Source organism: Tsuneonella sp. HG094, assembly GCF_053819285.1.
In genome coordinates this window covers 1,100,884-1,124,993 of sequence record NZ_JBSORA010000001.1, presented here as the reverse complement: position 1 = coordinate 1,124,993, position 24,110 = coordinate 1,100,884, and the positions used below count along the sequence as shown (strand labels likewise).

24 protein-coding genes are annotated in these 24,110 nt (G+C 65.2%); 13 read left to right on the top strand and 11 right to left on the bottom strand.

Features of this window, described 5'->3' with window-relative positions; genetic code table 11:
• Positions 1-24 precede the first annotated feature (24 nt).
• Genes carB through carA form a run of 3 tightly spaced genes read right to left on the bottom strand, consistent with a single transcriptional unit; the run spans position 25 to position 4,881 of the window.
• Entirely contained in the window at positions 25-3,348 is a 3,324-nt protein-coding gene (carB, locus tag ACWPMX_RS05585; RefSeq protein WP_455699046.1) for a carbamoyl-phosphate synthase large subunit, read from the bottom strand.
• Positions 3,348-3,695: a hypothetical protein gene (locus ACWPMX_RS05580; RefSeq protein ID WP_455699045.1), complete on the bottom strand. Its 348-nt coding sequence runs from the start codon at positions 3,693-3,695 to the stop codon at positions 3,348-3,350. Before ACWPMX_RS05580 ends, carB begins: the two co-directional genes overlap by 1 nt.
• Positions 3,696-3,705: 10 nt before the next feature.
• Complete coding sequence (carA, locus tag ACWPMX_RS05575) at positions 3,706-4,881, bottom strand: glutamine-hydrolyzing carbamoyl-phosphate synthase small subunit (RefSeq protein WP_455699044.1); 1,176 nt, start codon at positions 4,879-4,881, stop codon at positions 3,706-3,708.
• A gap of 125 nt (positions 4,882-5,006) precedes the next feature.
• Here carA and ACWPMX_RS05570 point away from each other — a divergent pair, with 125 nt between their 5' ends.
• The 4 genes from ACWPMX_RS05570 to rpoD are packed head-to-tail and all read left to right on the top strand — an operon-like array spanning position 5,007 to position 10,181.
• Positions 5,007-5,459, top strand: a complete 453-nt coding sequence (locus tag ACWPMX_RS05570; protein ID WP_455699043.1) for a GatB/YqeY domain-containing protein — start codon at positions 5,007-5,009, stop codon at positions 5,457-5,459.
• A gap of 11 nt (positions 5,460-5,470) precedes the next feature.
• Entirely contained in the window at positions 5,471-6,199 is a 729-nt protein-coding gene (locus tag ACWPMX_RS05565) for a hypothetical protein (RefSeq protein ID WP_455699042.1), read from the top strand.
• 38 nt (positions 6,200-6,237) lie between these two features.
• Positions 6,238-8,127 carry a DNA primase gene (dnaG, locus tag ACWPMX_RS05560; RefSeq protein WP_455699041.1) on the top strand — a complete coding sequence of 630 codons (1,890 nt, stop codon included), beginning with the start codon at positions 6,238-6,240 and terminating at the stop codon, positions 8,125-8,127.
• A gap of 11 nt (positions 8,128-8,138) precedes the next feature.
• Positions 8,139-10,181 (top strand): RNA polymerase sigma factor RpoD, encoded by a 2,043-nt coding sequence (gene rpoD / locus ACWPMX_RS05555; protein ID WP_455699040.1) that lies wholly within the window; start codon positions 8,139-8,141, stop codon positions 10,179-10,181.
• A 55-nt stretch (positions 10,182-10,236) separates the two neighbouring features.
• On the opposite strand, the gene ACWPMX_RS05550 is transcribed toward rpoD, so the two are convergent.
• Positions 10,237-11,133: a hypothetical protein gene (locus tag ACWPMX_RS05550; RefSeq protein WP_455699039.1), complete on the bottom strand. Its 897-nt coding sequence runs from the start codon at positions 11,131-11,133 to the stop codon at positions 10,237-10,239.
• A gap of 183 nt (positions 11,134-11,316) precedes the next feature.
• On the opposite strand from ACWPMX_RS05550, the gene ACWPMX_RS05545 reads away from it, so the two are divergent.
• From ACWPMX_RS05545 to ACWPMX_RS05520, 6 genes are all read left to right on the top strand, one after another.
• Positions 11,317-13,140: a winged helix-turn-helix domain-containing protein gene (locus ACWPMX_RS05545; protein ID WP_455699038.1), complete on the top strand. Its 1,824-nt coding sequence runs from the start codon at positions 11,317-11,319 to the stop codon at positions 13,138-13,140.
• Positions 13,141-13,208: 68 nt separating this feature from the next.
• A complete protein-coding gene (rpiB, locus tag ACWPMX_RS05540; protein ID WP_455700738.1) occupies positions 13,209-13,658 on the top strand; it encodes a ribose 5-phosphate isomerase B in 450 nt (149 codons plus the stop codon).
• Positions 13,659-13,672: 14 nt separating this feature from the next.
• Positions 13,673-14,983, top strand: a complete 1,311-nt coding sequence (gene glyA, locus ACWPMX_RS05535; RefSeq protein ID WP_455700737.1) for a serine hydroxymethyltransferase — start codon at positions 13,673-13,675, stop codon at positions 14,981-14,983.
• Between the two features lie 4 nt (positions 14,984-14,987).
• Entirely contained in the window at positions 14,988-15,218 is a 231-nt protein-coding gene (locus tag ACWPMX_RS05530) for a hypothetical protein (protein WP_455699037.1), read from the top strand.
• 12 nt (positions 15,219-15,230) lie between these two features.
• Positions 15,231-15,707 carry a transcriptional regulator NrdR gene (gene nrdR / locus ACWPMX_RS05525; RefSeq protein WP_455699036.1) on the top strand — a complete coding sequence of 159 codons (477 nt, stop codon included), beginning with the start codon at positions 15,231-15,233 and terminating at the stop codon, positions 15,705-15,707.
• On the top strand, positions 15,691-16,419 hold the full coding sequence (locus tag ACWPMX_RS05520) for an RNA methyltransferase (protein ID WP_455699035.1): 729 nt from the start codon (positions 15,691-15,693) through the stop codon (positions 16,417-16,419). The genes nrdR and ACWPMX_RS05520 overlap by 17 nt, the downstream gene beginning before the upstream one ends.
• Here the strand turns inward: ACWPMX_RS05520 and ACWPMX_RS05515 are convergent.
• A complete protein-coding gene (locus tag ACWPMX_RS05515; protein ID WP_455699034.1) occupies positions 16,416-16,727 on the bottom strand; it encodes a chorismate mutase in 312 nt (103 codons plus the stop codon). The genes ACWPMX_RS05520 and ACWPMX_RS05515 overlap by 4 nt on opposite strands.
• A 190-nt stretch (positions 16,728-16,917) precedes the next feature.
• Here ACWPMX_RS05515 and rpsD point away from each other — a divergent pair, with 190 nt between their 5' ends.
• Entirely contained in the window at positions 16,918-17,532 is a 615-nt protein-coding gene (gene rpsD / locus ACWPMX_RS05510; RefSeq protein ID WP_455699033.1) for a 30S ribosomal protein S4, read from the top strand.
• A 201-nt stretch (positions 17,533-17,733) separates the two neighbouring features.
• Positions 17,734-18,417 (top strand): M50 family metallopeptidase, encoded by a 684-nt coding sequence (locus ACWPMX_RS05505; RefSeq protein WP_455699032.1) that lies wholly within the window; start codon positions 17,734-17,736, stop codon positions 18,415-18,417.
• A 7-nt stretch (positions 18,418-18,424) separates the two neighbouring features.
• Here the strand turns inward: ACWPMX_RS05505 and ACWPMX_RS05500 are convergent, their stop codons facing one another.
• Both ACWPMX_RS05500 and tgt read right to left on the bottom strand, forming a co-directional pair.
• Positions 18,425-19,105 (bottom strand): SDR family NAD(P)-dependent oxidoreductase, encoded by a 681-nt coding sequence (locus ACWPMX_RS05500; RefSeq protein WP_455699031.1) that lies wholly within the window; start codon positions 19,103-19,105, stop codon positions 18,425-18,427.
• Positions 19,102-20,232, bottom strand: a complete 1,131-nt coding sequence (gene tgt / locus ACWPMX_RS05495) for a tRNA guanosine(34) transglycosylase Tgt (protein WP_455699030.1) — start codon at positions 20,230-20,232, stop codon at positions 19,102-19,104. The genes ACWPMX_RS05500 and tgt overlap by 4 nt, the downstream gene beginning before the upstream one ends.
• A 135-nt stretch (positions 20,233-20,367) precedes the next feature.
• Here tgt and ACWPMX_RS05490 point away from each other — a divergent pair, with 135 nt between their 5' ends.
• Positions 20,368-20,538, top strand: a complete 171-nt coding sequence (locus ACWPMX_RS05490) for a hypothetical protein (RefSeq protein WP_455699029.1) — start codon at positions 20,368-20,370, stop codon at positions 20,536-20,538.
• Here the strand turns inward: ACWPMX_RS05490 and ACWPMX_RS05485 are convergent.
• From ACWPMX_RS05485 to ACWPMX_RS05470, 4 genes are read right to left on the bottom strand one after another with little or no spacing between them, the layout of a single operon-like run.
• On the bottom strand, positions 20,535-21,299 hold the full coding sequence (locus ACWPMX_RS05485) for an ABC transporter permease (protein WP_455699028.1): 765 nt from the start codon (positions 21,297-21,299) through the stop codon (positions 20,535-20,537). The two genes, ACWPMX_RS05490 and ACWPMX_RS05485, sit on opposite strands and share 4 nt — an antisense overlap.
• Complete coding sequence (locus ACWPMX_RS05480) at positions 21,296-22,231, bottom strand: ABC transporter ATP-binding protein (RefSeq protein ID WP_455699027.1); 936 nt, start codon at positions 22,229-22,231, stop codon at positions 21,296-21,298. The genes ACWPMX_RS05485 and ACWPMX_RS05480 overlap by 4 nt, the downstream gene beginning before the upstream one ends.
• 43 nt (positions 22,232-22,274) lie before the next feature.
• Positions 22,275-23,303, bottom strand: coding sequence for a tRNA preQ1(34) S-adenosylmethionine ribosyltransferase-isomerase QueA (gene queA / locus ACWPMX_RS05475; protein WP_455699026.1), 1,029 nt, complete (start codon positions 23,301-23,303; stop codon positions 22,275-22,277).
• A 20-nt stretch (positions 23,304-23,323) separates the two neighbouring features.
• Positions 23,324-24,034 carry a peptidylprolyl isomerase gene (locus tag ACWPMX_RS05470; RefSeq protein WP_455699025.1) on the bottom strand — a complete coding sequence of 237 codons (711 nt, stop codon included), beginning with the start codon at positions 24,032-24,034 and terminating at the stop codon, positions 23,324-23,326.
• Positions 24,035-24,110: the final 76 nt, after the last annotated feature.

Here is a 24,110-nt window from a genome sequence, read left to right as displayed (position 1 = left end):
GTCGGGAAAAACGCAGCTTGTCTGTCAGCTATAATAGTCTTGCAGTGGCCGCACTTCAAGTTGGTCGGCCGAAACCTCGGTAATCGCCTTCGCCGCGGCGACGCTGGCGGCCGCCGTGGTGTAGTACGGAATGCGGGTTTCGAGCGCGCCTGCGCGAATCGACTTGCTGTCGATCAGCGACTGCCACCCTTCGGTGGTGTTGAAGATCAGCGCGATGTCGCGGTCGATGATCCGGTCGACGATGTGCGGCTGCCCTTCGGCGACCTTGTTGATCCGCTCGACCGGCAGGCCGGCTTCGGCAAGGAAGCGCTGGGTGCCGCCGGTGCCGATGGCGGTGAAGCCGTGGTCGATCAGCGCTTTCACGGCCGGCAAGATTGTCGCCTTGTCGCTGTCCTTGACCGAGACGAACAGAACGCCCTTTTCAGGCAACGCGCTGCTCGCGCCGATTTGCGACTTCAGGAATGCGGTCGCGAAATCGCGGTCGATCCCCATGACCTCACCGGTCGACTTCATCTCGGGCGTCAACACCGGGTCGGCCCCGGGGAAGCGGCTCCACGGGAAGACCGCTTCCTTGACCGCCATGTAGTCGAGGTCGCGGCGGAACGGCTCGAAGTTGGACAGCGGTTCGCCCGCCATCACGCGCGCGGCGATCTTGGCCACCGGCTGGCCGATCGCCTTGGCGACGAAGGGCACCGTGCGGCTGGCGCGCGGGTTGACCTCGATCAGGTACACTACGCCGTCCTTGACCGCGAACTGGACGTTCATCAGGCCCTTCACGCCCAGCGCCATGGCAAGCGCCTCTGCCTGGCGTTCCATTTCGGCGATGATGTCGGCGGGCAGCGAATAAGGCGGGATCGTGCAGGCGCTGTCGCCGGAGTGGACGCCGGCCTCCTCGATGTGTTGCATCACCCCGGCGATGCGGACTTCGGTCCCGTCGCACAGCGCATCCACGTCGCACTCGATCGCGTCGCGCAGGTACTGGTCGACGAGGACGGGGCTGTCGCCCGCCACGTTGACCGCGGTGGCGATGTAGTTGTCGAGCTGCGCTTCGCTGTCGACGATCTCCATCGCCCGCCCGCCGAGCACGTAGCTCGGGCGCAGCAGCACCGGATAGCCGATACGCGCGGCAGCGGCGGCGGCCTCGTCGCGGCTGTAGGCAATGCCGTTGCGCGGCTGGTTGAGCTTCAGCTTGTTGACCAGCTTGGCGAACCGCTCGCGGTCTTCGGCAAGGTCGATCGCATCGGGGCTGGTGCCGAGGATCGGGATCCCTTCATCCTCAAGCGCCTGCGCCAGCTTCAGCGGGGTCTGCCCGCCGAATTGGACAATTACGCCGACAAGTTCGCCCTTCGACTGTTCGACGCGCAGGATCTCCAGCACGTCCTCGCCCGTCAGCGGCTCGAAATAGAGGCGATCGGAAGTGTCGTAGTCGGTGCTGACCGTTTCAGGGTTGCAGTTGACCATGATCGTCTCGAACCCGGCCTCGCTGAGCGCGAAACAGGCGTGGACGCAGCAGTAGTCGAACTCGATGCCCTGCCCGATCCGGTTCGGACCACCGCCGAGGATGACGATCTTCCTGCGGTCGCTCGGCTGCGCCTCGTCCTCGGGCTCGCCGAAGCTCGGCGCCTCGTAGGTCGAGTACATGTACGGCGTCACCGCCTCGAACTCGGCGGCGCAGCTGTCGATGCGCTTGAAGACGGGGAACACGCCGAGCTTGCGGCGCAGCTCGCGCACTTCCTTTTCGGACGTGGCCCCCGCCATCGCGCGCAGGGCATCGTGGAGCAGGCCCGAACGCTTGGCCTGGGTCTCGCCCAGCCCGCCCGCGACGTTGACCGAACGGACGGCCAGCGTGGCGAGGCGCTTGTCGGAAAAGCCCATCGCCTTCAGGCGGCGAAGCTGGGCGGCATCGGCGGGCAGGCCGCGCTCCTGCACCACGGCCTCGCAGGCGATGATCTCCTCGATCTGGCGCAGGAACCACGGGTCGTAGCCGGTGATCGCGTTGATCGCATCGACCGTGAAGCCCTCGCGGAATGCCTGGCCGACCTGCAGCAGCCGGTCGGGGGTGCGCTTCGACAAGGCAGCACGGATTTCGTCCTCGGGCTTGCCCTCCAGCTCGACCACGCGGTTGAACCCGTCGAGCCCGGTCTCGAGCCCGCGCAGGGCCTTCTGCAGCGATTCCTGGAAGTTGCGGCCGATGGCCATGACCTCGCCGACCGACTTCATAGCCGTGGCGAGTTCGATCTTGGTGCCCTTGAACTTCTCGAAGGCGAAGCGCGGGATCTTGGTGACGACGTAGTCGATCGTCGGCTCGAACGCCGCCGGTGTAGCGCCGGTGATCTCGTTGGTGATCTCGTCGAGCGTGTAGCCGACCGCCAGCTTCGCCGCGACCCGCGCGATGGGAAAGCCGGTGGCCTTCGATGCCAACGCTGAAGAACGCGAGACGCGCGGGTTCATCTCGATGACGATCAGCCGCCCGTCCTTGGGATTGACTGCGAACTGTACGTTCGAACCGCCTGTTTCCACACCGATTTCACGCAGCACGGCGATGCTCGCCGAGCGCATGATCTGGTATTCCTTGTCGGTCAGCGTCAGCGCCGGGGCGACGGTGATGGAATCGCCCGTGTGGACGCCCATCGGATCGACGTTCTCGATCGAGCAGATGATGATGGCGTTGTCGGCGCGGTCGCGGACGACTTCCATTTCGTATTCCTTCCAGCCGAGCAGCGATTCCTCGATGAGGACCTCGGTGGTCGGGCTGGCGTCGAGGCCCTCGCGGACGATCTTCTCGAACTCGGCCTTGTTGTAGGCGATGCCGCCGCCGGTGCCGCCCAGCGTGAAGCTCGGGCGGATGATCGAAGGCAAGCCGGTTCTCTCAAGCACTTCAAAGGCTTGCTCGACGGTGTTGGCAACGCCGCTGCGCGCGGATTCTAGCCCGATCTTGTCCATCGCCTCGCGGAAACGCTGGCGGTTCTCGGCCTTGTCGATCGCATCGGCATCGGCACCGATCATCCTCACGCCGAACTTGTCGAGCGTGCCGTCCTCGAACAGCGCCAGCGCAGTGTTAAGTGCGGTCTGTCCACCCATCGTCGGCAGCAGCGCATCGGGCCGCTCCTTTTCGATGATCTTGGCGACGATCGCGGGCGTGATCGGCTCGACATAGGTCGCGTCGGCGAACTCGGGATCGGTCATGATCGTGGCCGGGTTGGAGTTCACCAGGATCACCCGGTACCCCTCCTCCTTCAGCGCCTTGATCGCCTGCGTGCCCGAATAATCGAACTCGCACGCCTGTCCGATGATGATCGGCCCGGCACCGATGACGAGGATCGAGGAGATGTCAGTGCGTTTGGGCATTAGTTTGCTGTCGTCAAAACGTAGAAGGTTTTCTCGGGCGGCACGCGGAAAAATCGTTCGTAAAGGTCCGGCTGGCTTTGAGCCAACGCCTCGCAAAGGAGAAAAAGCGCTTTGAAGCCTCGTAGGCGCGGATCGCGATCATCTCGCATCTTAAGAAGGTTCTCCAATGAGATTTCAGCTATCAGATCAGTGATGAGGGCGACGGCTGCCTGATCAGCCTTAATCTTTTCCGCCTTCATCATCCGACCGTACTGCGGGATGAAAGGGCGTATTATTGCGTTCAGGTCCTTCCGCAAATCGTCAGGAGCCTTCGCGCAACGCAAGAAGTAATCGACGGAGCCTGCCACTCGAGACCCTTCAAACATTCGACCGGTCCAACATCCCCACAAACTTCTCGAAAAGGTAAAAGCTGTCCTGCGGCCCCGGGCTAGCCTCCGGATGATACTGCACTCCGAACGCCTTCTTGCCCTTGATCGCGATGCCGCAGTTGCTGCCATCGAACAGCGAGACGTGGGTTTCCTCGACGCCTTCGGGCAGCGCGGTGTTGTCGACCGCGAAGCCGTGGTTCATCGAGGTGATCTCGACCACTCCGTCGGCCAGCCGCTTGACCGGATGGTTCGCGCCGCGGTGCCCCTGGTGCATCTTGCTCGTCTTCGCGCCCGCGGCCAGGCCGAGCATCTGGTGGCCCAGACATATGCCGAACACCGGTGTTCCATCCTCGATAAAGCGCTTGATTGACGGGACGGCGTACACGCCCGTTGCCGCCGGATCGCCCGGTCCGTTGCTGAGGAACACCCCGTCGGGCTTCAGCGCCATGACCTCTTCATAGGTCGTCTGCGCCGGAACCACCGTCACCCGCGCACCCGCCTTCACGAGGTTGCGGAAGATGTTGTCCTTCGCGCCGTAGTCGATCGCGACGACGTGCTTCTGGTTCTTCCACGGAGCGCGGCTGTAGCCCTTGCCGAGCTCCCAGTAGCCCCCGCCCCAGTCCTCCTGCGCCTCGCGGCTGACCTTCACGGCGAGGTCCATCCCCTCGAGCCCCGGCCATTCCTGCGCCCGCTTGAGCAGCTTGGCGATATCGAACTTGCCGCTTGGACTGTGCGCGATGACCGCATTGGGCGCACCCTGCAGCCGGATGCGGCGGGTCAGCGCGCGGGTGTCGATGCCCGAGAGGCCGACGCGGCCCTTGGCGGCGAGCCAGTCGCCGAATTCCTGCTCGGCGCGGAAGTTGCTGCTCGGCGTCACCGAGTGGCGCACCACGCAGCCCACCGCGCCATCGACCTTGCTCTCGACGTCCTCGAAATTCGCGCCGACGTTGCCGATGTGCGGGAAGGTGAAGGTGACGATCTGCGCGGCGTAGGAGGGATCGGTCATCACCTCCTGGTAGCCGGTCATCGAGGTGTTGAAGCACACCTCGCCCACCGCTTCGCCGACATGGCCGAAGCCCTTGCCCCAGACCACGGTACCGTCCGCAAGCACCAATACGCCTGTCGCTCCTTCGGGTTGCGCAAGGCTATTGGCGGGGACGGCCATTGGGGGCTCTCCGAGTCAGGGGTTTTCCGGCGATGTCGCTAAGACCCAGCCGCTAGGCCCGGTTCCCCATCCCGTCAACCCGCGCTAGGGGCCGATGCATACTTATCCGTAGAAGGCTGACCACAATGATCCGCGATACCATCAAGCAGGCCCAGATCGACGCGATGAAAGGCGGCGACAAGGAGCGGCTCGCCGCCGTCCGGCTGATCCTCGCCAAGCTGAAGGACCGCGATATCGAGTTGCGAACCGCCTCGCAGAAGCCCGAGGACGACGCCCTCGTGGTCGAAACCCTGCAAAAAATGGCGAAGCAGCGGCGCGAGTCGATAACCATGTATGTTGACGGCAATCGCGAGGAGCTGGCCGAGCAGGAGCGCAAGGAACTCAAGGTTATCGAGGAGTTCCTGCCCCAGCAGCTGTCCGAAGATGATACCCGCGCCGCGATCGCCGACATCAAATCAACCTTAGGTGCTGATTCCATTAAGGATATGGGCCGCGTGATGGCGGAACTAAAGGCGCGCCACGGCACTGTCCTCGACATGCAGACCGCCAGCAGGCTGGTCAAAGAGGCGTTGTCATAAGGGGAAGACCCATGAGGATTCTTGCAACGATCCCGGCGCTCGCGCTGGCGATGTCGCTTGCCGCTTGTTCGGACGAGCCGACCACGGCCGAGGTGAGCGACAAGGAAGTCACCGACCTCAACTCCGCCAATACCGACGGGAAAGCCTATGCGCAGGCGAAGGCGCTGCCCGCAGGCGACCTCACCGAGCTGCGCCTCGGCGGGCGCACGGCGGAGCGCACGACCGCGATGGCGAACGACTCCGGCAGCTTTGCAGACCTTCGCAGCTATGTCGCGTGTCCCGCTGGCATGGACCCGTGCGATCCGGCGAATGCCCCGGCGGGCACCGTCTTTACCTATGTCTTCGTCGTCTATCCGGGCGGCGACAACAACGACGACACTGGGATCGGGTCCAACAACACTGCGAGCGACATCGAGCGGGCGACCGCATTCCGCATGGTCATGCCCGCGCACGGCTTCACCGGGCAGGCGGGATACGCCAAGCCCGAGGCACTAGCCGCGATCGGCCCGAAGGCGGACGTGGTCGTCACCTGCGACCAGGGCGGCCTGATCTGGACCGTCAGCGCGGGGGACGGCGGCAACCAATGGGAGCAGAAGGAGCCGCTGACCTTCTACTGGCAGACCACCCAGCCCCCGTCGGGCACCGCGAAGGCCTATGTCTTCGATGCCGACAGCACTTTCTCCACCGGCAGCGGCGCTTATCCGGCGGCGAAGGAAGGCGCGCAGAACGCCTGCACCTGACCTTGCATCGCGGGCCGATTCGCCCGCATTGAGGGAGCATGGCGCTCTCCCCGCAATGGCTTGATGAACTGCGCGCGCGGGTGACGCTGAGCAGCGTGGTGATGCGCACCACCAAGCTCACCCGCGCAGGCCGCGAATGGAAAGCGTGCTGCCCGTTCCATGACGAGAAGTCGCCCAGCTTCACCGTCAGCGACGAGAAGGGTTTCTACCACTGCTTCGGCTGCGGGGCGCACGGCGACGTGATCCGCTGGATGACCGACCAGCGCGGCCTCGCCTTCATGGATGCGGTCAAGGAGCTGGCCGCCGAGGCCGGGATGGAAGTGCCTGCCGCCGACCCCCGCGCGGCGCAGGTGGCCGAGCAGCGCGCGGGCCTTACCGACGTGATGCAGGCCGCGCAGGACTTCTACCGCGCCAGCCTGGCCACGCCCGCCGGGGCGAAGGCACGCGAATACCTCTCCTCGCGCAAGTTCGATGCCCCCACGATGGAGCGTTTCGGCTTTGGTTACGCACCCGCCGAGCGGCAGGCGCTGAAGAAGGCGCTTGGCCAGTTCGACGAACCGATGCTGATCGAGGCGGGCATGCGCATCGCGGTCGACGACAAGGAGCCTTACGACCGGTTCCGCGACCGGCTGACGATGCCGATCCATGACGCGCGCGGGCGCGTCATCGGGTTCGCAGCGCGTATCCTCGACGCCGACAAGAAGGACGCGCCGAAATACCTCAACAGCCCCGACACGCCCCTGTTCGACAAGGGCCGGACACTGTTCAACCTCCACCGCGCCGGTCCTGCCTCGCGAAAGACCAACCGGATGGTGGTGGTCGAAGGGCAGATGGACGTGGTCGCGATGGCGGCGGCGGGGTTCGAGGATGCCGTCGCGCCGATGGGCACCGCGCTCACCGAGCGGCAGCTCGAGATGCTTTGGCGGCTGGTCGATGCGCCGATCCTCTGCTTCGATGGCGACAACGCGGGTCAGCGTGCAGCAATGCGGGCGATTTCGCGGGCGCTCCCGATGCTGGCGCCGGGCAAGACCCTGTCGATCGCGCGCCTGCCTACGGGTCTCGACCCTGACGACCTGCTCAAGCAGCAGGGTACCGGCGCAATGGAGTCGCTTCTGGCGGGGCCTGCGAGCCTGCTCGATACGCTGTGGGAGTTCGAACGCGCCGCCGCGCCCTTGCGGACGCCGGAAGACAAGGCCGGGCTCAAGGCCCGCCTGAACGCCCACTGCGAGGTCATCCAGCACCCCGATATCAAGTCCCTCTATCGCCGCGACCTGATGGAGAAATTCTCCGCATTTGCCTTCCCGCCCCGCCCTCCGCGGGAGCGCCGCGACTGGAAGCCGGGTTCATGGAAGGCGGCCCAGCCCACGATGTCGCCGGAGACCGCCGGTCGATTGCGCAAGGCCGCGAGCGGCGGCGGGCGCGACCTGCTGGCGAGCGCGGTCGTGGCCGGCCTTCTCCGCTTTCCCGACCAGATCCTCGTCCACGCCGAGCCCCTCGGCAGCTTCGCCCGCAACGATGGCAAGGTCGGCCCAGCGCTGGAATCGTTGATCGAAGCGGCGGAGATGCTTGAACCGGGCGAGGATGCGCCCATATCGTCGCCACAGGGCTTTGCGCCGCCGCCGGACATCTCTCGCTATGCCTTCCTCGATGAAGGCGCCGATCCGCGAGCCGCGCGCGAGGACCTGGCCGAAGCCGTGTCGCTGCTGGTCGAACGGCCCGCGCTGGAAGCCGCTCTAGCGGCAGCCACCGCGCGCTTCGAGACCGATCCGGAAGCGGCTTTCGCCGAGCAGCAACGGCTGCTTAAACGAAAGCTGGCATTCGAGAAACGACTCGGGCTAATGGCGAGCCGCAGGGCCGCTGGTGCGGCCCTTACCGATTCAGACTCTCCGTCGGCTCCGTCCGGCGCCGCGGACGAGGACAGCGAGTGACACAGGACGACATGGCAACCAACGACGACGGCGGCGAAGGCAAGGACGACGCCGCAATCATCGATCTCAACGAGGCTTCGATCAAGAAGCTGATCGCCAAGGCCAAGCGCCGTGGCTACGTCACCGTCGACGAACTCAACGAAGCCCTGCCGCAGGACGAGCTTTCGAGCGAGCAGATCGAGGACGTGATGTCCGCGATCAGCGAAATGGGCGTCAACATCGTCGAGAACGATGAAGACGCAGAAGCCGAGGGTGAAGGCGAAGAAGTCGACGAGATCGCCGACGACGAGGAGGACGGCGACGACGACGGCTCGCCGAAGCCTGCGCGTCCTGCCGCCGCAGCCAAGAAAAAAGAGACCATCGAGCGCACCGACGATCCGGTGCGGATGTACCTGCGCGAGATGGGCGCGGTCGAACTGCTCAGCCGCGAGGGCGAGATCGCCATCGCCAAGCGCATCGAAGCAGGCCGCGACATGATGATCATGGGGCTGTGCGAAAGCCCGATCACCTTCCATGCGATCATCCTATGGTCCGAAGCTCTCAACGCCGAGGAAATGCAACTGCGCGAGATCCTCGATCTCGATGCGATGCTCTCCAAGGAACCGCCGGTCGACAAGATGACCGACGATGCCGAAGACGACGACGACGACGGCGAAATCTCCGAAGCCACCGCCGGCCCCTCATTCAAGGAAGAAGAAGAGCCCGAGGAAGAGGAAGAGGTCGACGAGCTGGACGAGGACGGCGAGCCCCGTGCCAAGCGCCGCGAGGAAGATGACGAGGAAGACAACACCCTCAGCCTCGCCCAGATGGAAGCGGCGCTGAAGCCGGCGGCACTGGAAACCTTTGCCCGTATCACCGACCTGTTCAAGAAGTTCGAGAAGCTGCAGGCCGAACGCGTCGAAGTGCTGGGTCGGGGTGAGGACTTCCCGAAAGCGAAAGAAAAGAAATACGAGGACCTGCGCGAGGAACTTACCGCCGAGGTCGAGAGCGTGCAGTTCCACGCGACCAAGATCGAATTCCTGGTCGACAACCTCTACGCGTTCAATCGCCGACTGACGACGTTGGGCGGGCAGATGCTGCGCCTGGCCGAACGGCACAAGGTGAAGCGCGCCGATTTCCTTGCCGTCTACATCGGCAACGAACTCGACGATGCCTGGCTGCAGGACAACGCGAAAAAGGACAAGAAGTGGGCCGCCTTCGCCGAGAAGGAGGCCGACGCGGTCGAGCGCATCCGCGCCGAGATCGCCGACATCGCCAGCGCCACCGGCATGTCGCTCCCCGAGTTCCGGCGCATCGTCAACATGGTCCAGAAGGGCGAGCGCGAGGCGCGCATCGCCAAGAAGGAAATGGTCGAGGCGAACCTGCGGCTCGTGATCTCGATCGCGAAGAAATACACCAATCGCGGCCTGCAGTTCCTAGACCTGATCCAGGAAGGGAACATCGGCCTGATGAAGGCGGTCGACAAGTTCGAGTACCGCCGCGGCTACAAGTTCTCGACCTACGCGACCTGGTGGATTCGGCAGGCGATCACCCGTTCGATCGCCGACCAGGCCCGCACGATCCGCATCCCGGTCCACATGATCGAGACGATCAACAAGCTGGTTCGCACCAGCCGCCAGTTCCTCCACGAACAGGGCCGCGAGCCGACACCCGAGGAAATGGCCGAGCGCTTGTCGATGCCGCTGGAGAAGGTCCGCAAGGTGATGAAGATCGCCAAGGAGCCGATCTCTCTCGAAACGCCGATCGGCGACGAGGAAGACAGCCACCTCGGCGATTTCATCGAGGACAAGAACGCCGTCATTCCGGTGGACGCGGCGATCCAGTCGAACCTCAAGGAAACCGTCACCCGCGTGCTCGCCTCGCTGACCCCGCGTGAGGAACGCGTGCTGCGTATGCGCTTCGGGATCGGCATGAACACCGATCACACGCTCGAGGAAGTCGGCCAGCAGTTCTCGGTCACCCGCGAACGCATCCGACAGATCGAGGCGAAGGCCCTGCGCAAGCTCAAGCACCCGAGCCGCAGCCGCAAGATGCGCAGCTTCCTGGATCAGTGATCTGAGTCAGGGTCGGCGCCACGGCGTCGACCCAGACGAGTTTGGCCTGCCGCAGTTAGCTTCGACGGCCGGCCAGTGTTCCGAACTGGATGGACGTGCGCCAGCGGATCATCAGTTCGCGCGCCTGCGGACCGGTGAACCGCCCCTCGAAATTCGTCGGGCCCGGATCGCCTGGGAGAGTGAGCGTTCCCGAGAATGTTCCGTCCGCAGCGATGGTAGCGGTCGCGACCGTCACGCGAGGCTCGCCAGATCGGCCGAATGATCCCGTCAGCCGCCGCGCTGCAAAATCGGCTTCCAGGGTTCCCGTGAAGGCATCGCCCAAGCTGGCTTGGCCGGTCTGGCCCGCTGGTCGCGAAGCGGAGTACCCGTACAGCGCGAAGCTGGCCGTGCCGGACGCCGGCAGATCGGTTGCTGCCGTTGGCACGCCATAGACGATCGTGCCCGAGACCTTGTCTTCCGCGGCCGTCGCGATTCCTTGCCAGCCGATCCAGCCGGCGCTCGTGTATTCGAGCGGGAAGATCCGGTTCTGCGTACCGGGCACCAGAAGCAGCATTGCCACGCCACGATCGAAGAATGTCGAAGATCCGAAATTGGGGTCGATATGCGAAAAGCTGAGGTCGTCGGTCGTCTCGGTCGGGAATTCGATTAAAGCGCCAGTCGGAAACCCAGGGACGGTCACAACGTTCAAGCGTCGCTGCGCGTCCCAGCCGAATTGTACGAGGGCCGATCCATCGGCGTCACCCGCGACATCCGGGCGGTAGATCCAGGACAGAGCCGGAAATTGCGCTAATTGCGTCAAGCCGACCCGGGAGTTGATCCCCGAAACGGATGATGGCGTCGGCGACGGAGTTGGTGTTGGTGTTGGAGTTGGACTGGGCGTGACTGCGAGGGACTGACCTCCACCGCTCGACGATCCACCGCCACATGCCGAGAGTGCGGCGAGGGTCGCCAAGACACCGAAAAACCGACGAGACCCCATGACACCGACTCCCCGAATACCACGCGCGGAAGATCGGATCTGGACGTGAATTACGCTATGGTGGCGAGGTGATCTTTTGCCGATCGATTGCCGATCACGAGCGCAAATATTGGCAAATGCTCAGAACGGTGGTGAAATCGCGCGATGGATCAACTCGTGGCCGATCCTCTGTCGTCGACGGTGTCGCTGGCGGATTCGCCCGACTTCATGATTCGCGACCTGAGCGTTCGACCGGCGCTGCGCCTGATCGAGCATGGGACCGAACGTCACGTGGTGCAGCCCCGGGTGATGCAAGTGCTGGTCGCACTTGCACGCGCGGCGCCCGAAGTGGTCTCTCGCGATCGCCTGGTGACCATGTGCTGGGACGGGCGCGTCGTCGGTGATGACGCCCTCAATCGCTGCATCGTCATGTTGCGCAGCCTCGGCCGTGATCTCGGCGACGCATTCCGCATCGAGAACGTGGCACGCGTAGGCTACCGGATGGTCGTTACCGATACAGGCGATGATGGTGTTGCCAATACGGTCGCTTCCTCCGTTTCTCGCAAGACCCTGTTGTGGATGGCGGGTGCGGCGCTCGTTGCAGTGACGGCTGCGGCCGGCTGGTTTGCCTCCAGAGATGTAATGGCCGGGGAGCGGGCATCGAACGCTTCCCCCGCAGCGCGCAAGCTGGTCGAGGATGGAAACGCGCTTTTGCGAACCGGCAATCCGCAAGTGGCCGGCGATGCCCGCAGCGCTTTTGAAAAGGCCGTCGAGGCGAGTCCCAGTTTCGCCGAGGCGTGGGTCGGGCTCGGGCGCTCGCTTCGCGCGGAGGCTTCGCTGGAGGGCCCTGAACGGATCATCGTCGTGCTGCCCGCGATCCGCGAGCGCTTGCAACGCGCTATCGCGATAAATCCCGAACTGGCATCCGCTCATTTCGCCCTGGCCGAGGCAGCGGGAATGGATTCGCCCGAAGCGCAGTCCGAACTTGTCCGGGCGTTCCGGCTGGATCCTGCCAGCGCCGAAGCACAAATGGGCATGGCCTCGGTCCATCGTGCGCGAGGACATTTCCAAGCCGAGCTTGCCGGATATCGTCGCGCACGTGCACTCGACTCGAACTGGTACCGACCGGTCCGCGACCAAGCAATTGCGAGCGCCGAGATGGGCGATCGCAAGGGAGCGGTTCGCCTGGCGACCACGATCACCTTCGGCTCCGGCGAATGCGCCGGACCGCAGGCGCGGATTGCATTGATCTACGGCGACATCGCCCGCAGCGCACGGTGCAACGCCGACGGGACCAAAGTGGAAACGATCTGGCGCGCACCTGCGCGCGTCGCCTACCAGTCCGCGCTACTCGCGATGGGGCTCGCGACCGATCCGCTCGCCGCTGCACCGCTCCATGTCGCGGATGCCCGGCCGCCACAGGGCCGCGTCTGGATGACCAGGCCTCCCACGCCGGGAGAGTGGCGTCACCGCAATCGCAGTGCCGATGCTGCGCTGGCCTATCGCCTAGAGAATTTCGTCGCCGCCAAGATGCTGCTGGCTGAGGGAAGGTCCGCCGAACTCGTGCGAACCTACGACAGCCCAACAGGCCTGATCGGCCTGAAACGCGGCATGGCGGTCTCGGCGGCCACGCTCCCCGCTGCGCCCGTCGTCGCACTGGCTTTGCGTAAGGAGGGGCGTGGCGAAGAGGCAAACGCCATCCTCCGTTCGGCGAACGAGGCCATCGCCGCGGCGCGCCGCCATGGCGAAGTGCCCTTCACTTTCGACGCCGAGGCAGCGGCGGTTCATGCCGCCGCAGGCGAGACCGATCTCGCACTTTCAGCCCTCGAACGGGCTCGCCGGCGCGGTTGGGTGAACGTCGGATGGGGAGACATGCTCGACTTGGGGCGGGAGCCCGCCCTCCGATCTCTCCGTGGCGAACCCAGGTTCGAAGCGATCTGCGCGGAGCTGAAGGCGCTCTATGCGCGCGAACGGCGCACATTCCTCGCTACGCGGGACTGAAGCATCCCCTGACGAAAAACCCGTCCGACGGGGTGGCGGGAATCGCGCGCCTTGCCTATGTGCCCGCCATGCGCATCGCCATCGCCAGTGACCACGCGGCGGTCGACCTGAAGTCGGCCCTTCGTGAATGGCTCATCGACCAGGGGCACGAGGTCGCCGACCTTGGCCCCGACAGCCACGACAGCGTCGATTATCCGGACTACGGTTACAAGCTGGCCGCTGTCGTTGCCGAGGGCACTGCGGAGCGCGGCATCGCCCTGTGCGGATCAGGAATCGGCATCTCGATCTCGGTCAACCGCATCGCAGGCGCGCGTTGTGCACTCGTGTCCGAGCCGCTGTCGGCTGCGCTTTCCCGCGAACACAACGATGCGAACGTCGTCGCGCTGGGCGCTCGGCTGACCGGCATCGACATGGCCAAGGCCTGCGTCGAGGCCTTCCTCGCCACCGATTTCGCCGGCGGGCGCCACCAGCGCCGCGTCGACAAGCTGTCCACCCCTCCCGCCAAGGAAACGGCATGAGCACCGCCGCCACCATGACCCGCACCGACACTGCTTCCGACCCGCTCGACCGCTTCTGGGGCGACGATCTCGCCACCGCCGATCCGGCGGTTGCCGAGGCCATCCGGCACGAGTTGGACCGCCAGCGCAACCGCATCGAACTCATCGCGAGCGAGAACATCACGAGCCGTGCCGTGCTTGAGGCGACCGGCAGCGTCTTCACCAACAAGTACGCCGAGGGATACCCGGGCAAGCGCTATTACGGCGGCTGCGAATATGCCGACGTGGTCGAGAACCTCGCGATCGACCGCGCGAAGGAATTGTTCGGCTGCCAGTTCGCCAACGTGCAGCCCAATAGCGGCAGCCAGATGAACCAGGCGGTGTTCCTCGCCCTGCTGACACCCGGCGACACTTTCATGGGCCTCGACCTCAATTCGGGCGGCCACCTGACCCACGGTTCGCCGGTCAACATGAGCGGCAAGTGGTTCAATCCAGTCAGCTATGGCGTGCGCAAGGACGACGAGCTGATCGACATGGACGCGGTTCGCGCGACCGCGCTGGAGCACAAGCCCAAGCTGATCATCGCAGGCGGCACCGCCTATTCCCGCGTCTGGGACTGGGAAGCCTTCCGCAAGATCGCGGACGAGGTCGGCGCGTTTTTGATGGTCGATATGAGCCACATCGCGGGCCTCGTCGCGGGCGGCGCTCACCCCTCGCCCATACCGCATGCGCATGTCGTCACCACCACCACGCACAAGTCGCTGCGCGGGCCGCGCTCGGGCGTGATCCTGTGGAACGACGAGGAACTGACCAAGCCGCTCAACATGGCGGTTTTCCCCGGCCTGCAGGGCGGACCCCTGATGCACGTCGTCGCGGGCAAGGCGGTCGCTTTCGGCGAGGCGCTGCGGCCCGACTTCAAGGACTACGCCCGCCGCGTGGTCGACAATGCCCGCGCTCTGGCGAAAGGCGTCGAAGCTGGCGGTCTGCGCGTGGTGTCCGGCGGAACCGACAACCACTCGATGCTGGTCGATCTGACCCCCAAGGACGTGACCGGCAAGGCAGCCGAGCATGGCCTCGACCGCGCCTGGCTGACCTGCAACAAGAACGGCATCCCCTACGACACGCGCAGTCCCTTCGTGACAAGTGGCATCCGCCTCGGCACCCCGGCGGGAACCACGCGTGGGTTCGGAACCGCAGAATTCGAGGCGATCGGCGGCCTCATCGCAGAGGTCGTCACCGGCCTTTCGCGTAACGGCCCCGAGGGCGATGCTCAGGTAGAGGAAAGCGTCCGCCGCCGCGTGGCGGAACTGTGCGAGCGGTTTCCCGTCTATCCCGGAAGGAGTTGAGATCATGGACAACAACGACAGCGGCAACAACGGCGGCAAGCAGGACTGGGTCGAGGACGTGAAGTCCGAGGTGACCGGGATGGCCAAGCAAGGCATGCATCACCCCTCGACCAAACCGGTGCTGACCGGCGCCGCGGTCGGCGCGGTAGCGGGCGCGGTTCTCCCACTAGTGAGCTGGCCGCTCGGCCTCCTCGCGGGGGCTGGCTACATGCTCTACACCCGCGTCAAGAAGTAGGCTCCGCGCACGATGCGCTGTCCGTTCTGCGCGCACGAGGATTCGCAGGTCAAGGACAGCCGCCCGGCCGAGGACGGCGCCGCGATCCGTCGGCGCCGCCAGTGCGATGGCTGCGGAGCGCGCTTCACCACCTTCGAGCGGGTCCAACTGCGCGAAGTGACCATCGTCAAGTCGGGCGGCAACGACGGCGAGGCGCGGCGCGAGCCTTTCGCCCGGCACAAACTGGAACAGTCGATCGCCCTCGCCTGTCGCAAGCGCGGGATCGAGCAGGAGCGCATCGACCAGCTCGTCAGCGGCATCCAGCGCCAGATCGAGACTTCGGGCGACAGCGAAGTGCCGTCCGACCGCATCGGTGAGCTGGCAATGGAGGGTCTCCGCCGCCTCGACAGCGTCGCCTACATCCGTTTCGCCAGCGTCTATCGCGATTTCGGCGAGGCCAAGGATTTCGAGGATTTCGCCGGAAGCGTGCGCGATGTCAGCGCGGGTTGAACCACCCGTTATCGTCCTCGTCCGCCCGCAACTTGGCGAGAACATCGGCAAGGCAGCGCGGGCGATGCTCAATTTCGGGCTGGTCGAGATGCGTCTCGTCGCCCCGCGCGATGGCTGGCCGAACCCCTCCGCCGGTCCCGCCGCTTCGGGTGCCGACGTGGTGCTGGAAAAGGCGCAAGTCTACGACAGCGTGGCCGATGCCGTTGCCGACTGCGCACACGTCTACGCCACCACCGTCCGCAAGCGCGGCGTGACCAAGCCGGTCGTCACCCCGGAAGTGGCGGCGCGCGCGATTCATGCGGGGCCGGGCCGCTCGGCGATCCTGTTCGGTCCCGAACGATCCGGGCTGGAAACCGAAGACGTCGCACTGGCCCGCACGATCCTGACCGTGCCGATCAATCCAGAATTCGGCTCGCTGAACCTTGCCCAGGCGGTAATCCTCGTCGCCTATGAATGGTCGAAGGGAGAGGCGCTGGCCAGCCCGACGGTCGAGGAACTGCTGCCCCCCGCCCCGCAGGACGAGCTCGACGGGATGATCGGCCAACTGGAAGCGATGCTCGCGCCCAAGGGCTTCTACCGCCCCGCAAGCCGCGCCGCCTCGACGAGGCGCACGCTGCGCAGCGTGCTAACCAAGCCGGGTTGGAACCACCTCGAGGTGCGCACGCTACGCGGCGTTTTGAGCGCTCTCGCGAAACCTGACCGCGAGGATTAAGCGCGAAAACGGTCCCATTCGGCGAACTCGTAGGCAATCGACGCCTCGACGAGCCGGTCCCACAAGTCTTCGATCGCCTGCACCGGCAGCCCCCGCGCTTCGGCATCGTCCACCGCCGCGGCGATCACCGCAGCCTTGCGTCCGTCGTCCCGCACGGCACCGCGATCCTGCTTGATCCGCGCGGCGGCGCGCATGTAACCGAAGCGCCGCTCCAGAAGCGCCATGAGCTGGCGATCGGTCGCGTCGACACCGGCACGCACGTCGGCCATGGTTTCGCAGTCGGCGGGGGTCTTGAGGCTATCGATCATCCGCGCCCGTTGGCGGGTCGCAGCGGCTTTGTCGAGGGTTGACCATCGACCGTTTCCTGCTACGGGCGCGCATCGCATTTGATCCCGCACCCCGGTGAAGCGGCGATCGCGTCTGGCAAATCGGCCAGTCGGGCGAAACCGGGTTGAATGGCCGCCATTGGGGCGGCCGAGCAAATCGAAGGAACGACACATGTCGAAGCGCAAGAGCGCCAAGCACAAACTCGACCGCCGGATGGGCGAGAACATCTGGGGTCGCCCCAGCAGCCCCGTCAACCGCCGCTCGTACGGCCCGGGCCAGCACGGTCAGCGGCGCAAGGGCAAGACCAGCGACTTCGGCCTGCAGCTGCGCGCCAAGCAGAAGCTCAAGGGCTACTACGGCGACGTCACCGAAAAGCAGTTCAAGGCGACCTACGCCGAAGCGAGCCGCATGAAGGGCGACACCGGCCAGAACCTGATCGGCCTGCTCGAGCGCCGCCTCGACATGATCGTCTACCGCGCCAAGTTCGCGCCGACGATCTTCGCTGCTCGCCAGATCGTTTCGCACGGCCACATCCGCGTCAACGGCGTGAAGTGCAACATCGCGAGCCGCCGCGTGGCTGCGGGCGACGTGATCAGCCTGGGTGACAAGGCCAAGGAAATGGCCCTGATCATCGAAGCGCAGAGCCTGCCCGAGCGTGACATTCCCGAATACGTCTCGGCCGACGGCACCGACAAGGTGACCTTCACTCGCGTTCCGTCGCTCGACGAGGTGCCCTACCCCGTCACGATGGAACCCAACCTGGTCGTCGAGTTCTACTCGCGCTGACGCCGTCCCGGACCTGTTCCGGGATCGGTCTCACCGGCTGAACACGAAAGGGCGGTCCCGCGGGGCCGCCCTTTTCGTTTGGACCGGTCGCGGCTATCGCTGACGGCGATGAAGTGGCCGCGCCCGAGAAAGTCCGCCGTCTCGCAGGCACGTTGGGGCCTACCGAGTGCTGCCGCGCCCCCATCAAGCCGCAATTCGCTGATGGGGATCGCCTTTGCGACTGTGCTTCTCTGGCAGCTGCCATTTGGACCGATCCTGCTCTATCCATTCACCATGCTCGCTACGTGGTTCCACGAGATGGGACACGGTCTGGCCTCGATGCTCCTTGGAGCACGTTTCGAAGAGTTGATGATCTTCGCCGACGGCTCCGGCTACGCACAGTCGGCATGGTCGTTTGATGCGCCCGGCCTGTTCCGGGCCCTGACCGCCGCGGCGGGACTGCTGGGTCCGTCGCTTGCGGGCGCAGCGCTCATCGTTGCGTCCCGCTCTCGCCGCGCCACGCGCACGGCACTTGTGTTGCTGGGCACCGCGCTGCTCCTGTCGACGGTCATCTGGGTCCGTTCGATTGCGGGATGGATCGTTCTGCCGGCGATTGGCATGGCGGTTCTGGGACTGGCGGTCTGGGGTTCGGCCTCCGCAAAGCGTCTGGGAGTCGAACTACTCGGAGTGCAGGCGGCGATCAGTCTGGGGCGGGATATCCACTATCTCTTTAGCAGCGGCGCCATGGTCGGCGGCCAACTGCAGCCTTCCGACACGCAGGCCATCGCGAACGAGGTATGGCTACCGTATTGGTTCTGGGGTGGCAGCATCACTGTTCTGATCGTCTATGTCCTCTGGCGAGCCCTGACCTACGCCAGCGCGCCCCGTCGGCAGCCAGTCGGCTGAGGCACGGTCAGGGTTCGATTCGCATTCCGTCCCACCCGAAATGACCGCCGCTGTCGACCGGCTTGAGCTCGTCGATGACTTTCAGCAGATGACTCGCAGAGGCCTCGGGCGTGAATAGCTGGGCCGACGCCACGTTGCGCTGGAAGGGCTCGCTCAGCTTCGTCGCGACCGTGCCGGGATGAAGCGCGACGCACAGTCCCTCGGGGTGGGTACGGCCAAGTTCGATCGCCAACGTGCGCACGATCATCGCCAATGCTGCCTTGGACGCGCGATACGCATACCAGCCTCCAAGGCGATTGTCGGTGATGCTCCCCACGCGCGCTCCGAGAACCGCGAAAACGCTCCTCCCCTCGCGCGGCATCAGCGGGGTGAAGTGTTTGGCGACCATCAATGGGCCGATCGTGTTGACCGCCAAGACTTGGCCGACTGCATCAGGCGCGACGTCGCGCAGCGATTTCTCCGGTCTGCGGCCGTCGGGGGCCAGTATGCCCGTGGCGACGAACACGAAATCGATGGGGCCGCCCGGCTTGATCCGACGGGCGGCGTTGGCAATGGTTTCCTCGTCGGTGAGGTCGAAATCGGCGCGCGTGAGATTGAGCGTCGGCGTCCCGCGCGCTTCAAGGGTAGCCGACATAGCACCGCCAATCCCGCCGTTCGAGCCGACGATCACGGCGCGTGACCAGTTCACCTGCCTGCCGAATAACGGGCGATGAATTCCTCAGCGAAAGCCTTGATTCGGCTCTCTCCAATCGCCCCACGCATCCCCGCCATCAACTGCTGGTAGAACGAAAGATTGTGTTCGGTCAGCAGCATCGCGCCCAGCATTTCACCCGCCTTGGTCAGGTGATGAAGATAGGCCCGCGAATACGTGCCGCAGACTTCGCACGTGCATCGCGGGTCGAGCGGCTCCGCATCTTCTGCGTGGCGCGCATTGCGCAAATTGACGGGGCCGGACCAGGTGAACGCCTGGCCGTTGCGACCCGAGCGGGTGGGCAGGACGCAGTCGAACATGTCGACCCCGCGCAGCACCGCGCCGACGAGGTCATCGGGTTTGCCTACGCCCATCAGGTAGCGCGGGCGGTCCTCCGGTAACTGGCCGGGCGCGAAGTCGAGCGTGGCGAACATCGCCTCCTGCCCTTCTCCGACTGCAAGGCCGCCGATCGCGTAACCATCGAAGCCGATCTCTTGCAGCGCCTCTGCAGAGCGCCCCCGCAAACCTTCGTCGAGCGCGCCCTGCTGGATGCCGAACAGCGCAGAATTCGCGGCGTGTTCGCCCCCCGCGTCGAACGCGTGGCGGCTGCGGCGGGCCCAGCGCATCGACAGTTCCATGCTCGCTTCGATCTCGGCGAGCGGTCGGTCGGCACGGGGACACTCGTCGAACGCCATCACGATGTCGCTGCCGAGCAGTCGCTGGATCTCCATCGACCGTTCGGGTGACAGCATGTGCTTCGAACCGTCGATGTGGCTGGCGAAGGTCACGCCCTCTTCGGTGAGCTTGCGCAGGCTGGCGAGGCTCATCACCTGGTAACCGCCGCTGTCGGTCAGGATCGGCCGGTCCCAGTTCATGAACCGGTGGAGGCCACCGAGCCGCGCGACCCGCTCCGCGCCGGGGCGGAGCATCAGGTGATAGGTGTTGCCGAGCAGGATGTCCGCCCCGGTCGCCCGGACCGTCTGCGGCTTCATCGCCTTCACCGTCGCCGCGGTACCGACCGGCATGAAGGCAGGCGTGTGGATTTCGCCCCGCCGCATCCGGATCGTGCCGGTACGCGCCTTGCCGTCGGTGGCGTGGATTTCGAACTCGAAACGAGGGTTCATCGCAGCCGCGCCTAGCCTTTGTCGGGCGCCGCCGCCAGCCCGACGAGGAGTGGCGATTTCTGCCGCATTTTCGCCATGCGATTGATACTCTTTAATACCGGAACAAGGCAGGAATCTGCGCATTCAATCAGCGACATGACCAAGTATCGTTTCGTGACACCCAATCGCGCCGGCAAGTGGTATTCGTCGCTTGAGCAGGCGCAGCGTTTTGCCGAAAAGATCGGTGCGGGATTCTTCGAACGGATGACCCGTCGTTTCGTGGCGTACAAGGATACGCGGCTCGAAAGCGCCGAGTTTGCCGACTAGGCCCGCAGCCGCCACCCGCTGCGGAAGATCCACGCGATAATCGTAACGCACGCCGCGAGGAACGCGAGGGTCAGGCCGAGCGAAACCTCGATACCCACGTCCGCCTTGCCGAGGAAGGTCCAGCGAAGGCCGCTGACGAGGTAGAAGATCGGATTGAACTGCACGACCGTCCGCCAGGGCTCGGCCAGCATGTCGGTCGAGTAGAACGTCCCGCCCAGGAACGTCAGCGGCGTCAGGATCAGCATCGGGACCATCTGCAACTTCTCGAACCCCTCGGCCCAGACGCCAAGGATGAAACCGAGAAGCGAGAAACTCGCCGAAACGAGGATCACGAACAGCAACGCATAGACCGGGTGCGCGATGGTGTAGTCGACGAACAGCGTCGCGGTGAGGAGGATGACACCGGCCAGAATAAGGCTCTTGGTCGCCGCCGCGCCGACGAAGCCGAGCAGCGTCTCGGCCACGCCCACCGGAGCGGACAGCAGTTCGTAGATCGCGCCGGTGAAGCGCGGCATGTAGATGCCGAAGCTCGCGTTGCTGGTGCTTTCGCTCAGCAGCGTCAGCATCAACAAGCCGGGCACGATGAAGGCGCCGTAATCGACCCCGCCGACTGCATTCATCCGCCCGCCGATCGCAGCGCCGAAGACGATGAAGTAGAGGCTGGTCGTCAGCACCGGAGAGACGATCGAACCGAAGACCGTGCGCATGAAGCGCACGAGTTCGTTGCGGTAGATTGCGTAGGTCGAACGCCAGGAAATCATGCCGCCTTCTCCTCGACCAGGCCGACGAAGATGTCTTCCAGCGAGCTTTCCTTCTGGTCGAGCGCTGTGAACGCGATGTTCTCGCGGGCGAGCGCCTGCGCGATGGTCGCGATCTCTCCCTTCCCCTTCCCCGCTCCGTCGCCGCCGCGATAGACGAGCGTGCGATCGTCGTCCTCAAGCTGAAGCGGATAAGCGCACAAGCTGTCGGGAATGGCGGACAGCGGCTCGGCAAGACGGAAGCGCGCCTCAGTCCTGCCCATGCGCGCCATGATCGCGGCCTTGTCGTCGACGAGGAGAATCTTGCCCTTGTCGATCACGCCAACGCGGTCGGCCATTTCCTGCGCTTCCTCGATGTAGTGGGTGGTGAGGATCACCGTTACGCCCTGGTCGCGCAGGCGGTCGATCTGGCGCCACATGTCGCGTCGCAGCTCTACGTCGACACCAGCGGTGGGCTCGTCGAGAAAGAGCAGTTCGGGATCGTGGCTCAGTGCCTTGGCGATCAGCACGCGGCGCTTCATCCCACCAGACAGAGCACGGATCTGCTCCTTGCGCTTGTCCCACAGGCTGAGCGAGCGGAGCACGTCCTCGATCCGCGCCGGGTCCGGTGCGCAGCCGAACAGCCCGCGCGAATAGGCGACCTGCCGTTCGACCGTATCGAACATGTCGAAGCCGAGTTCCTGCGGCACCAGCCCGATCCGCCGCCGCGCATCGCGCCAGTCGTGCGAGAGGTCTTGTCCGAAAGCTCGAATGGTGCCGCCGGTAACCCGCACCAGTCCGCACACCGCACCGATGAGCGTGGTCTTGCCTGCCCCGTTGGGTCCGAGCAGCGCGAAGATCTCGCCGCGCCGGATCTGGAGGTCGACACCATCGAGCGCCTTGAGGCCGGTGGGATAGACCTTGGTCAGCCCGGCGATGTCGAGAATCGTTTCCATTCGCTACTTGAATGGGTCGCAGCCTCGCGAAGGGCAAGGGGCGCTACGGAATCAGCAGGGAAGAATCCCCGTAGCTATAGAACCGGTATCCGTTGGCGATCGCATGCGCATAGACCGCCTGCATCCGTTCGCGTCCCATGAGCGCGCTGACCAGCATGAACAGCGTCGATTTGGGCAAGTGAAAGTTGGTCATCAGTCCGTCGATCGCGCGGAAGCGATAGCCGGGGGTGATGAAGATCGAGGTATCGCCCTCGAAAGGCCGGATCGTGCCGTCTTCTCCCGTCGCGCTTTCGAGCAAGCGAAGCGAGGTGGTGCCGACTGCGATCACCCGTCCACCGCTCGCGCGAGCGGCGTTGAGCCGGTCGGCGGTCGCGGCATCGATCCGGCCCCATTCGGCGTGCATCGCATGGTCGTCGGTATCGTCGGCCTTGACCGGCAGGAACGTCCCCGCGCCCACGTGGAGCGTCAGATTCTCGGTCGCCACTCCGCGCTCGGCCAGCGCCGCCATCAGGTCGGGCGTGAAGTGAAGCGCCGCGGTGGGAGCGGCGACCGCGCCGTCCTTGTCGGCAAACATCGTCTGGTAGTCGGATTTGTCCTGCTCGTCGGTCGGCCGCTTGCCAGCGATGTAGGGCGGCAGCGGCATCCGCCCTGCCCGCTCGATCAGTACCTCGACCGGCTCGTCACCCGCGAAAGCAAGCGTCCACGAACCATCCGGCAGACGCGATCCTGCGACGGCCGTCACACCTGCGCCGAAATCGATCGCGTCCCCCTCGCGCAGCCGTTTGGCGTTGCGGACGAAGGCCTGCCAGTGCCTGAGGTCGATCCGCTTGTGCAGCGTCGCGCCGATCCGCGCCCCGCCCCGCAGCCCTTCGAGCTGTGCGGGGATGACGCGGGTATCGTTGAACACCAGCACATCGCCGGACCGCAGCAACGACGGCAGATCGCGCACGGTGCGGTCGGCGAAAGCTGCGGGGCCGTCGACCACCAGCATCCGCGCGCTGTCGCGCGGGCTCGCAGGCCTGAGCGCGATCAGCTCGGGCGGTAGTTCGAAATCGAAGAGGTCGACGCGCATCCGCGCCCGCTAGCAGAAAATCAGTTGCTCTGCGGAGCGTTGAGCATGTCAGCGGTCACTTCAGTCGCAGGAGCGGCGACCGGAGCGAACTTCTGCGGCTTGCCGTCGGCGGCGATCGAGGCTTGGACCACGACCGTCGGACTGGCGGGCGGCTCGCCCCGGTTTATCGCGTCGACCGCATCCATTCCGGCGATCACGCGACCGAGGTTGGTGTATTTCCGGTCGAGGCTGAAACGCGGGTAGAACACGATGAAGAACTGGCTGTTCGCCGAATCATCGCTCGCTGCACGGGCCATCGACAAAGTGCCGCGCAGGTGCGGCATCGGATTGAACTCGGCCTTGAGGTCGGGAAGCTCGGATCCGCCGCGACCGGTCCCCGTCGGATCTCCCGTCTGCGCCATGAAGCCTTCGATCACGCGGTGGAAGATCACCCCATCGTAGAACCCGTTGCGGGTGAGCGTCTTGATCCGCTCGACGTGCGCCGGGGCCCAGTCGGGCATCAAACGGATGGCCACTCGCTTACCGTTCGACAGGTCGAGCAGCAGGATATTCTCGGGATCGTTGGCGATGTTGAAATCGACCGGCTGATAGACGCGCGGCGCCGCAGGGGCAGCGGGAGCGGCCACGGCTTCCGGCGCGGCAGCGGCGGGCGCGGCGGCCTCGTCCTGGGCGGCAGCGGGAGCAAACACCAACGCGGCGAGCGCACCGGCGGCAATCAGTCGGTTCAGCATTGTGGACGGCGTCCCAGGAAGTGATGTCATCGAGTGCGCGCCTCTAGCCGCGACGGTCTGTCGATACAATGAATGG

Excerpts from the sequence above, each read along its gene's own strand:
- carB (WP_455699046.1), bottom strand. The coding sequence starts at position 3,348 with ATGCCCAAACGCACTGACATCTCCTCGATCCTCGTCATCGGTGCCGGG.
- carA (WP_455699044.1), bottom strand. The coding sequence starts at position 4,881 with ATGGCCGTCCCCGCCAATAGCCTTGCGCAACCCGAAGGAGCGACAGGC.
- ACWPMX_RS05570 (WP_455699043.1), top strand. The coding sequence starts at position 5,007 with ATGATCCGCGATACCATCAAGCAGGCCCAGATCGACGCGATGAAAGGC.
- ACWPMX_RS05565 (WP_455699042.1), top strand. The coding sequence starts at position 5,471 with ATGAGGATTCTTGCAACGATCCCGGCGCTCGCGCTGGCGATGTCGCTT.
- dnaG (WP_455699041.1), top strand. The coding sequence starts at position 6,238 with ATGGCGCTCTCCCCGCAATGGCTTGATGAACTGCGCGCGCGGGTGACG.
- rpoD (WP_455699040.1), top strand. The coding sequence starts at position 8,139 with ATGGCAACCAACGACGACGGCGGCGAAGGCAAGGACGACGCCGCAATC.
- rpiB (WP_455700738.1), top strand. The coding sequence starts at position 13,209 with ATGCGCATCGCCATCGCCAGTGACCACGCGGCGGTCGACCTGAAGTCG.
- glyA (WP_455700737.1), top strand. The coding sequence starts at position 13,673 with ATGACCCGCACCGACACTGCTTCCGACCCGCTCGACCGCTTCTGGGGC.
- ACWPMX_RS05530 (WP_455699037.1), top strand. The coding sequence starts at position 14,988 with ATGGACAACAACGACAGCGGCAACAACGGCGGCAAGCAGGACTGGGTC.
- nrdR (WP_455699036.1), top strand. The coding sequence starts at position 15,231 with ATGCGCTGTCCGTTCTGCGCGCACGAGGATTCGCAGGTCAAGGACAGC.
- ACWPMX_RS05520 (WP_455699035.1), top strand. The coding sequence starts at position 15,691 with ATGTCAGCGCGGGTTGAACCACCCGTTATCGTCCTCGTCCGCCCGCAA.
- ACWPMX_RS05515 (WP_455699034.1), bottom strand. The coding sequence starts at position 16,727 with ATGATCGATAGCCTCAAGACCCCCGCCGACTGCGAAACCATGGCCGAC.
- rpsD (WP_455699033.1), top strand. The coding sequence starts at position 16,918 with ATGTCGAAGCGCAAGAGCGCCAAGCACAAACTCGACCGCCGGATGGGC.
- ACWPMX_RS05505 (WP_455699032.1), top strand. The coding sequence starts at position 17,734 with ATGGGGATCGCCTTTGCGACTGTGCTTCTCTGGCAGCTGCCATTTGGA.
- tgt (WP_455699030.1), bottom strand. The coding sequence starts at position 20,232 with ATGAACCCTCGTTTCGAGTTCGAAATCCACGCCACCGACGGCAAGGCG.
- ACWPMX_RS05490 (WP_455699029.1), top strand. The coding sequence starts at position 20,368 with ATGACCAAGTATCGTTTCGTGACACCCAATCGCGCCGGCAAGTGGTAT.
- ACWPMX_RS05485 (WP_455699028.1), bottom strand. The coding sequence starts at position 21,299 with ATGATTTCCTGGCGTTCGACCTACGCAATCTACCGCAACGAACTCGTG.
- ACWPMX_RS05480 (WP_455699027.1), bottom strand. The coding sequence starts at position 22,231 with ATGGAAACGATTCTCGACATCGCCGGGCTGACCAAGGTCTATCCCACC.
- queA (WP_455699026.1), bottom strand. The coding sequence starts at position 23,303 with ATGCGCGTCGACCTCTTCGATTTCGAACTACCGCCCGAGCTGATCGCG.
- ACWPMX_RS05470 (WP_455699025.1), bottom strand. The coding sequence starts at position 24,034 with ATGCTGAACCGACTGATTGCCGCCGGTGCGCTCGCCGCGTTGGTGTTT.